The sequence below is a fragment of the Pararhodobacter sp. genome (assembly GCF_034676075.1).
Taxonomy (GTDB): domain Bacteria; phylum Pseudomonadota; class Alphaproteobacteria; order Rhodobacterales; family Rhodobacteraceae; genus Pararhodobacter.
Genome location: NZ_JAUCCQ010000156.1, coordinates 1 through 8,583, shown reverse-complemented (window position 1 = coordinate 8,583; position 8,583 = coordinate 1). Strand labels below are relative to the sequence as shown.

At 71.1% G+C, this 8,583-nt stretch carries 9 protein-coding genes; 2 read left to right on the top strand and 7 right to left on the bottom strand.

The genetic code is table 11. The features are described from left to right. Positions 1-106 precede the first annotated feature (106 nt). The 4 genes from VDQ18_RS21735 to VDQ18_RS21720 form a co-directional block, all read right to left on the bottom strand. Entirely contained in the window at positions 107-544 is a 438-nt protein-coding gene (locus VDQ18_RS21735; protein WP_323022960.1) for a DoxX family protein, read from the bottom strand. Next, complete coding sequence (locus tag VDQ18_RS21730) at positions 541-1,272, bottom strand: DNA-binding domain-containing protein (RefSeq protein ID WP_323022959.1); 732 nt, start codon at positions 1,270-1,272, stop codon at positions 541-543. The genes VDQ18_RS21735 and VDQ18_RS21730 overlap by 4 nt, the downstream gene beginning before the upstream one ends. A gap of 543 nt (positions 1,273-1,815) precedes the next feature. After that, positions 1,816-2,658, bottom strand: a complete 843-nt coding sequence (locus VDQ18_RS21725; protein WP_323022958.1) for a DUF692 domain-containing protein — start codon at positions 2,656-2,658, stop codon at positions 1,816-1,818. A gap of 53 nt (positions 2,659-2,711) precedes the next feature. Further along, positions 2,712-3,089, bottom strand: a complete 378-nt coding sequence (locus tag VDQ18_RS21720) for a DUF2282 domain-containing protein (RefSeq protein WP_323022957.1) — start codon at positions 3,087-3,089, stop codon at positions 2,712-2,714. Between the two features lie 174 nt (positions 3,090-3,263). Here VDQ18_RS21720 and VDQ18_RS21715 point away from each other — a divergent pair, with 174 nt between their 5' ends. Both VDQ18_RS21715 and VDQ18_RS21710 read left to right on the top strand, forming a co-directional pair. Beyond that, the gene (locus VDQ18_RS21715; protein WP_323022956.1) at positions 3,264-3,812 is read left to right on the top strand and encodes a sigma-70 family RNA polymerase sigma factor; all 549 of its coding nucleotides are present in this window, start codon (positions 3,264-3,266) and stop codon (positions 3,810-3,812) included. Next, a complete protein-coding gene (locus VDQ18_RS21710) occupies positions 3,809-4,441 on the top strand; it encodes a DUF1109 domain-containing protein (protein ID WP_323022955.1) in 633 nt (210 codons plus the stop codon). The genes VDQ18_RS21715 and VDQ18_RS21710 overlap by 4 nt, the downstream gene beginning before the upstream one ends. 123 nt (positions 4,442-4,564) lie before the next feature. Here the strand turns inward: VDQ18_RS21710 and VDQ18_RS21705 are convergent, their stop codons facing one another. The 3 genes from VDQ18_RS21705 to putA all read right to left on the bottom strand — a co-directional run. Next, the gene (locus VDQ18_RS21705; RefSeq protein ID WP_323022954.1) at positions 4,565-5,497 is read right to left on the bottom strand and encodes a pirin family protein; all 933 of its coding nucleotides are present in this window, start codon (positions 5,495-5,497) and stop codon (positions 4,565-4,567) included. An 86-nt stretch (positions 5,498-5,583) separates the two neighbouring features. After that, entirely contained in the window at positions 5,584-6,354 is a 771-nt protein-coding gene (locus tag VDQ18_RS21700; protein ID WP_323022953.1) for a rhomboid family intramembrane serine protease, read from the bottom strand. 31 nt (positions 6,355-6,385) lie between these two features. Further along, positions 6,386-8,583, bottom strand: a 2,198-nt coding sequence (gene putA / locus VDQ18_RS21695) for a bifunctional proline dehydrogenase/L-glutamate gamma-semialdehyde dehydrogenase PutA (protein WP_323022952.1), incomplete at its 5' end; no start/stop codon positions are given.

The following is an 8,583-nucleotide window of genomic DNA, read 5'->3' as shown; positions in this document are numbered from 1 at the left end:
AGGGCAGAGGGGGGCAGAAAGCCCCCCTTCTTCGGCGCGGCGGCACGCCGCGCCGCTGGTCGCCCGAGGCGCCCGCGACAGCGGGCAACGAGGGCGAAACCCCTCCCTAGCGGTCGAGCCTGAGCAGCCGGTCGACCGAGAGCCGACCCGGGCCATAGGCCAGCACCGCCAGCAGGCTCGCGGCCCAGGTGCCGTGCAGGACCCAGGCCTCGGGATAGACGAAGATCTGGATCACCGCCGTCATCGCCAGAAGCCCCGCTGCCGACAGTCGCGTGCACAGGCCGGCGATGATCAGCACCGAGAAGGCGTGTTCGCCCAGCGTGGCCAGCACCGCGGCCCAATCCGGGGGGATCAGGGGCAGCGCGTATTCGTGTTCGAACAGGTAGAAGGTCGAGGGTTTGATCGAGAGCCCCTCGACCTTGGTCCTTGCCGAGAGCCAGAAGGTCACGCCGACGAAGATCCTTGCGGCGAGTTGCACGAGGTCGGTGGGGATCAGTCGGCCGAGGCGGGCGTGCAGCGGCAGGATCCGGGTGCGCAGGGTCATGGGGTTTCTCCGATCTCGGCGATGAGGTGGTGGCGGATCAGCAAGGTCAGCAACGGGGTCGGGTCGGTGGTGGCCTCGGCCAGCGGCTGTCCGTTGAGGAGCGCGCAGAGCAGCGCGTGGCTGTCGCGGCCGAGCGGTTCGACTGTGACGGAAAGGCCCGGCGTTCGGGCGATCAGCGCGTGTTCGGGCCCTGTGGGCAGGGGCGCGGGCGTCGCGCCGGGCTGGTTCTGGCGCCACAGGCTGACCGCCGGGCTTGCAGCCGCGAAGGCCTGCACCGAGGGCGCGAGCCGCAGGATCAGGCGTCCGGGATCGGCCCGGCCCAGCGCGGCGGGATCGGCGGCGGGCACGTCCGGCGCGTGATAGGCGAGGCCTCGCAGCCATTCCAGCCGGGCGACATCGGGCAGATAGGGCAGCGATTGCGCGGGCGGGAAGCGGGTCAGGAAACCCGGAAAGGCCGCGCCCCAGTCGAGGAGGACGGGCGAATCGGGCGGGTGCCCGGCCGCGAAGACCCGCGCCATGGCGGCGAAGAATTCGGCGCCGACCAGCCGCTCGACCACCGGGAAACGGGCGGCCAGCGCCCGGGTCAGCCCGTGCTGGACGTTATTGCGGTAGATCGCGAAGCGGTGGTCGCGGGATGACGCCGGGCCGAGGCCCTCGGGGGTCGCGGGTGTCCAGAGCGCCGCGGCGATCCGCGCCTCGGTCGTCGCGTGGTCAGCTTGGGTGAGCATGGCGTGCCTCGGGTTTGGCGGGGTTGGTGGAAGTCATGCGCAGATGCGGGCGTATCGGGGGGTGAACCGCTGTGTCGGGGTTGAAGACAGGAAGGGGTATTCAGGGAGGGTGAGCATGCGGGGATCCCTGCGCGGGAGAGCTTGGCGGTCGTCGCATGGACGGGCATTGGGGAAGGGCTATGGATTTCTCCCGGCAGAGGGTGGGACGGAAAGGGGCTCTCGCTGCGAGGGCGGACGAGGGTGCATTCGGGTGGCAGGTCCTCGCCCGGCGTGCTGACGAGAAGATGATGGACCGAAGGGGGGATGGTAGGGATCCGCCGGGCTGAGGAGCCGGATCCGATCCGTTGCGCGGAGAGGCCTTCGCAGGCGCTGGTGGCGGCGCCGCGGTACTTGCGATGGGGAGGGGATGGCGTTTGCGGCGCGTCCGGGGTGCTCCGCCTCTGCCGGGCGCGCGAGGTGGGTTGATCGCCGGGCACCGGTAGGTCTTGCGCCCGCTTGTCCGCAAGGGCCGATTCTTTGGCGGCAGGCGCGAGCGGGGAGCGATCAGGCGGCGCGGACATGGGGGGCCTTGGCCAGCAGCGTCGCGGCGCGCTGGGCTTCGGACAGGAGTTGCGCGAAGGCGGGCACGTCGTTGTCCCATTCGATCAGCGTGGGGCGCGGGCCGGTGCGGGCGATGACCTCGGCATACAGCGACCAGACCGGATCGGCCACGGGGCGCGAATGGCTGTCGATCAGCAGGGGGCCGTCCTCCAGCGCCTCGGCCTCGTGCCCGGCGAGGTGGATCTCGCCCACCAGATCCAGCGGGAAATCGGTCAGATAGGCGCGGGGATCGGTCCGGTGGTTCACCGCCGAGACGAAAACGTTGTTCACGTCGAGCAGCAGCCCGCAGCCGGTGCGCCGGGCAATTTCGCGCAGGAAATCCGGTTCCGCCCAGGTGCTGGCGGCGAAGGTGACATAGGTCGCGGGGTTTTCCAGCAGCATCCGGCGGCCCAGCGCCTCCTGCGTCTGGTCGATATGGGCGCAGATCGTCGCCAGCGTCTCATCCGTATAGGGCAGCGGCAGCAGGTCGTTCAGCCAGGCCGCCCCGTGCGAGGACCAGGCGAGATGTTCGGAGAAACTCTCGGGTTGATAGCGGTCCAGCAGGCGCTTCAGCCGGGCGAGATGCTCGCCGTCCAGGGGCCCCGCGCCGCCGATCGACAGGCCGACACCGTGGATCGAGAGGGCATGCGCCGCGCGCAGCCGTTCCAGCATCGCATGAGGGGCGCCGCCCGCGCCCATGTAATTCTCGGCATGCACCTCGTAGAAGGCGACGGGGGCGCCGAGCGCCTCGCGGAAATGCTCGGGCTTGAAGCCGAGGCCGGGGCTGTCGGGGAGGGCGGCGGGCATGGCGGGCTCCTGTCAGGGAAGGGGCCGCCCCGGGGCGCGGGGCGGCCCGGGGATCACATCATGACCGGCATGTAGGTGTCGGCGACCGCCATGTCGAAACCCGCGGGCAGGTCGCGGTTGATGCCGGGGCCGTAGCCGCCCGCCTCGAGCTGTTCGGCGGTGGCACCCATCCGGGCATGGCCCATGCCATCGGCGGGCAGTTCCATCGTCGCGCAGGTGCCGGCGGGGACCAGCGTCCAGGCGTTGCCCTGATAGTCGATGGTCGAGGTGCCGGCGCAGCTGGTGCCCGGGCCCGCCGCGCAATCGTTCTGTCCGGCCATCGAGACGCCGAAGCAGCGCTCTTGCGCCATGTCGTCGGCCTGGGCGGCCCCGGCGGCGAGCGCCAGCGCGGCGGCGATCGAGGCGGCGAGGATCGGGGTTTTGGTATTCATGGTTGGGATCTCCCGGTTGAAGGCCCCGCATCCGTTGCGGGCCTGACCTTCAGGACGCGGCCGGGGCGGGCGGCGTTACGCCTGCTCACGCAGCCGTGACATCGGTGCGTTTTTCGTCGATCTTGGCGGCGGGCGGTGTAACAACTCGGCCCATTGCACCGTATCGGAGGTCGCGTGCCCCCTTTGGACGACCCAAGCTGGGAAGCGCTGATGCGCGCCGCCAACCGCGGCGATCAGCGGGCCTATGCGCGGCTTCTGGGGGCGGTCACGCCGGTCGTGCGCGGGATCGTCCGGGCGCGGGGCGGGACGCTGGGTCCCGAGGCTTGCGAGGATGTGGTGCAGGAGGTGTTGCTGACCATCCACCTGAAACGGCAGAGCTGGCGCGAGGATGCGCCGCTCAGGCCCTGGCTCTATGCCGTGACGCGGCATAAGGTGGTGGATGCGTTCCGCGCCCGCGGGCACCGGGTGGAGATCCCGGTCGAGGACGTGGCCGAGATCCTGCCCGCGCCGCCCGGCGAGGACCCGTTCGAGGCCCGTGACATGGCGCGGGTGATCGGGCGGCTGGAGCCCCGGGCGGCCGAGATCGTGCGCGCCATCGGCATCGACGGCGAAAGCGCGGCCGAGGCCGGGGCGCGGCTGGGCATGAGCGAAGGCGCCGTCAGGGTGGCGTTGCACCGGGCCTTCAAGTCGCTGGCCCGGCTGCGGGAAAGGATGATCGAATGAAGACCGACGCGCTGATTGCGGCCCTGGCCGCCGATACCACGCCCCGGGTCGCCCCGGGCGCGCGGCTGGCGCGTACGCTGCCGGTGGCCTTCGTGGTCTCGGTGGTTCTGCTGCTGGTCTTCTGGCATGTCCGGCCGGATCTGGCCGAGGTGCTGACCTCGGCCCCGGTCTACAAGACGCTGGTGCCGCTGGCGCTGGCGCTGGCGGCGCTGTGGCTGGCGCGCGGCATGGCGCGGCCCGAGGCGCGCGTCGGGGCCGAGGCCTCGGTCGTCGGGGTGATGGGGCTGGGGATGCTGGGCGCGCTGGCCTATGGGCTGGCGACCAACAGCCCGGCCGAGATCGCCGAGCTGCTGGACACCCGCGATTTCGAGAATTGCCTGATCTCGGTGCCGGTGCTGGCGGCTCTGCCGCTGGCGGGCGCGCTCTGGGCGATGCAGGCGGGGGCGCCGCGCCACCCGGTGCTGGCCGGGGCGGTCGCGGGCCTGTTGGCGGGGGGGATCGGGGCGGCGGTTTATTCGCTGCATTGCCCGCATGACCCGCTGATGTATTTCCTGCCGGCCTATGGCGGGGCGATGCTGATCGTCGTGGCGCTGGGGGCGGTGATCGGCGGGCGGGTGTTGCGCTGGTAGGATGGGCAATATTGCCCATCCTGCGGGGGGGGGGGAGGGATGGTGCGTGCGAGCACGCACCCTACAGGAGGTTCTCCCCTTTGCCGGTAGGGTGCGTGCTCGCACGCACCGACACTCGGCGCGTCAATCCGGAAGCGGGATGAACTCCTCCGTATCCCCCGGCGGCAGCGCGAACTGGCCCTTGCCCCAGTCGCCCCGGCGCCAGGCCTCTTTCGCCTCTTCGATCTTCTCCTTCGAGGAGGAGACGAAATTCCACCAGATATAGCGCGGCCCGTTCAGCGTATCGCCGCCCAGCAGCATCAACCGTGCGCCCGCCGGTCCCGCCTGCAGCGTGATCGCGTCGCCCGGGCGGAAGACCGCCATCTGCCCCGTCTCCAGCACTTGCCCGGCCACGGTGACCGAGCCCGCCAGCACATGCAGGCCCCGGTCCTCGTGATCCATCGGCAGCGGGATCCGGGCGCCCGCTTCCAGCACCGCATCGGCGTAGAACACGCCGCCGAAGGTCGAGACCGGCGCCTTCTCGCCCCAGGCGGTGCCGAGGATCAGCCGCACGCGCTTGCCTTCGGCCTCCAGCATCGGCAGGTCGCCCTTGCCGAAATGCTCGAAGGCCGGGGCCATGTCCTCGCGCTCCTCGGGCAGCGCCAGCCAGGTCTGCACGCCGAACAGGTCATGCGGCCCTTGGCGGACCAGCGGGTCGGTGCGTTCGGAATGGGTGATGCCGCGGCCAGCGATCATCCAGTTGACCTCGCCCGGGACGATCTTCTGATCGGTGCCGAGTGAATCCTTGTGGATGAAATGGCCGTTGAGCAGATAGGTCACGGTGCCGAGGCCGATATGCGGGTGCGGCCGCACGTCGATCCCCGCGCCGGTGACGAATTCCGCCGGGCCCATCTGGTCGAAGAAGACGAAGGGCCCGACCATGCGGCGCTGGGCGGCGGGCAGGGCGCGGCGCACCTCGAAGCCGCCCAGGTCGCGGGTGCGGGGCACGATCAGGGTTTCGATCGCGTCGGGATCGGTGGTCAGGGGGCCGGGGTCGAAGGCCGGGTTCCAGCTCATGATGTCCTCCTTTGCTTGCCACAAAGATGGACTGCCGGGGCGGTTTCGCAAAGCCCCGCACACTGGCTCTGCGCGGGCGAACAGGCTCAGTCGCGGCGGAAGAGGCCCCGGGGCTGCGGCGGCGGCAGCACGGCCCCGGCGCGGCGCACCACGGGGATTGCCGCGGAAGCTTCGGGATGGGGCGGCAGGCCGCCGAAGCGGCGCCAGAACCGCACGCCGCCAAGCTGCCGCCAGGTCGGGGCGGAGAGCCCGACCCCCGCCATGAAGCCGCCGATATGGGCCCAGAAAGCGGTGCTGCTGCCCGAGGGCGTGGCCAGCCCCCCCGCCACCTGCACCAGCAGCCAGACGCCGAGCAGCGCCCAGGCGGGCACGGCAAAGGTCCGCAGCCCGACCACGTAATAGACCAGTAGATCGACGCGCGCCCGCGGGAACATCAGGAAATAGGCCCCCATGACCCCCGCCACCGCGCCCGAGGCTCCGGCGATCGGCACCCGGCTGCCGGGGCCTGCCAGAAATTGCAGCGCGAAGGCGATCAGCCCGCAGGCGAGATAGAAGCCGAGGAACCTGAGCGGTCCCATCTCGGCCTCGACATTGTCGCCAAAGACCCGGAGGAACAGCATGTTCAGCCCCAGATGCACCCAGCCGCCATGGATGAACATGGCGGTGATGGGGGTGAGCAGGCCCTCACCGGCGCCGAGTCTGGCCGGGACCATCCCCCATTCCAGGTAAACGGCGCGCACCGAGGAATCGCTGCCCAAGGGGTAGAAGGCCATGAACAGGGTGATGTTCACGGCAATCAGCGCCCAGGAGACGACGGGGACATGCCCCGAGGGGTTGTGGTCACGGACCGGCAGCATCCTCTAGGGGTGCAGCGTGCTTAACAAATGGTCAATCCCCGGATACGGCAACAAGCAGTTGCGCATTTCCGCCCGATGCCGTGGTGTCGATGCACAGGTGCCGTTCGGTCAGGGCATGGGCGCTGTCGGGTCTGGTGGTGATCAGGGGCAGGATCGGTCCCGTCCGGCGCGACAGCGCCAGAGCATAGGCCCGGGCCTCGGCCGCCTCGCCCCACCAGATCACGCCGCTGAAGCCGTCTGCCGTTTCCAGCCACTCGGGCGCAACCGTGCCGCCCGCCGCGACCGCTACGCCCCCCAGCGCGCGGATCGCCTCGGCCTGCGCGGCCTCCGCCTCAGCACCGGGGCCGAGGCAGAGGACCGGCGCGCGGGGATGCAGGCTCAGCCGGTTCGATTCGCCGGTCGGGCCAGGCATGTCATGGGTGGCGATGGCCTCGGCCGGGACCGGGGTTTTCAGGGCCTTGGTGAGGGCTGTCAGGTCGGCCGGGGCGCCTGCGGCGCTGGCTGTCGGCGCAGGCAAGGGCGCGGCGAGGCGCGCGACATACTCGGGCCCACCCGCCTTGGGGCCGGTGCCGGACAGCCCCTCTCCCCCGAAGGGTTGCGAGCCGACCACGGCGCCGATCTGGTTGCGGTTGACGTAGAGGTTGCCGACGCGCAGCGCCTCGACCACCTCCTGCACCCGGTTGTCGATCCGGGTATGCAGCCCGAAGGTCAGGCCGAAGCCGCGGGCGTTCACCGCGTCCAGCACCTTGGGCAGGTCGCGGCCCTTGAAGCGGGCGACATGCAGGACCGGGCCGAAGATCTCGCGCGGCAGGGCCTCGATGCCCGGGACCTCGATCACCACCGGGGCGACGAAATGGCCCTGATCGGGGGCGCGCAGTTCGTGCAGGACGCGCCCGGCGCGGCGGGCCTCGGTCACATAGGCGCGGATTTCGCGCGCGGCCTCCAGGTCGATCACCGGGCCCACGTCGGTCGCCAGCTGCCAAGGATCGCCCAGCCGCAGCGCCTCCATGGCGCCGCCCAGCATCTCCAGCATGCCCTCCGCCACATCCTCCTGCACATAGAGGCAGCGCAGGGCCGAGCAGCGTTGCCCGGCCGACTGGAAGGCGCTCGCCACCACGTCGCGCACCGCCTGCTCGGGCAGGGCGGTGGAATCGACCACCATGGCGTTGAGCCCGCCGGTTTCGGCGATCAGCGGCGCGCCGGGGGCGAGGTTGGCGGCCATCGCCCGGCGGATCGCCTGCGCCGTCTCGGTCGAGCCGGTGAAGACCACGCCATCGACCCGCGGGTCCGAGGTGAGCGCGGCGCCGACCTCAGCCCCCTCGCCGGGCAGGAGTTGCAAGGCGGTGCGGGGCACCCCGGCCTCGTGCAGGAGCGCCACGGCGGCGGCAGCGATCAGCGGCGTCTGTTCGGCGGGTTTCGCCAGCACCGCGTTGCCCGCGGCCAAGGCCCCGGCAATCTGGCCGGTGAAGATGGCGAGCGGGAAATTCCAGGGCGAGATGCAGGTGATCCGGCCCCTTGGCGCCATGCCCGCGTCGATCCGGGCGGCGTAGTAGCGCAGGAAATCAACGGCCTCGCGCAGCTCGCCCACGCAATCGGGCAGGCCTTTGCCGGCCTCGCGTGCCAGCAGGGCGAAGAAGCGGCCGAAGTCGCGTTCATAAAGGTCGGCGGCGCGGGTCAGGACGGCGGCGCGCTCGGCCGACGGGGCGTCCCAGACCTCAGCGGCCCCCAGCGCGGCCCCGACATCGGCCCGGGTGGCCTGCGCGACATGGCCCACGGTCTCGCCCGGGCGGGCCGGGTTGCCGACGGGCAGCGTCGTACCGCCTTGCGCCGGGACCGCCAGCAGCGGCGCGGCGGTGAAGATCGTGGTGGCAAAGGGCGTCCGGGCGGCCTCGATCGCCGCGAGATCCTCGGCATCGGTCAGGTCGAACCCCTGCGAATTGCGCCGTTCGGGGGCAAAAAGGTCCGGCCCCTTGGTCAGCGCCCTTGGGTGATGGGCTGCCAGCGGATCGGCCACCACCTGCTCCGGCGGCACCTTTTCGTCGACGATCTGGTTGACGAAGGAGGAATTCGCGCCGTTCTCCAGCAGTCGACGCACCAGATAGGCCAGCAGGTCCCGATGCGCGCCGACGGGCGCGTAAATCCGGCAGCGCGTCCCCTCCTCGGTCAGCACGAGGTCATGCAGCCGCTCGCCCATCCCGTGCAGGCGCTGGAATTCGAAGGCATCGCGCG

What these genes read in the sequence shown, in the direction of transcription:
- VDQ18_RS21735 (WP_323022960.1), bottom strand. Translation starts at nt 544, where the DNA reads ATGACCCTGCGCACCCGGATCCTGCCGCTGCACGCCCGCCTCGGCCGA.
- VDQ18_RS21730 (WP_323022959.1), bottom strand. Translation starts at nt 1,272, where the DNA reads ATGCTCACCCAAGCTGACCACGCGACGACCGAGGCGCGGATCGCCGCG.
- VDQ18_RS21725 (WP_323022958.1), bottom strand. Translation starts at nt 2,658, where the DNA reads ATGCCCGCCGCCCTCCCCGACAGCCCCGGCCTCGGCTTCAAGCCCGAG.
- VDQ18_RS21720 (WP_323022957.1), bottom strand. Translation starts at nt 3,089, where the DNA reads ATGAATACCAAAACCCCGATCCTCGCCGCCTCGATCGCCGCCGCGCTG.
- VDQ18_RS21710 (WP_323022955.1), top strand. Translation starts at nt 3,809, where the DNA reads ATGAAGACCGACGCGCTGATTGCGGCCCTGGCCGCCGATACCACGCCC.
- VDQ18_RS21705 (WP_323022954.1), bottom strand. Translation starts at nt 5,497, where the DNA reads ATGAGCTGGAACCCGGCCTTCGACCCCGGCCCCCTGACCACCGATCCC.
- VDQ18_RS21700 (WP_323022953.1), bottom strand. Translation starts at nt 6,354, where the DNA reads ATGCTGCCGGTCCGTGACCACAACCCCTCGGGGCATGTCCCCGTCGTC.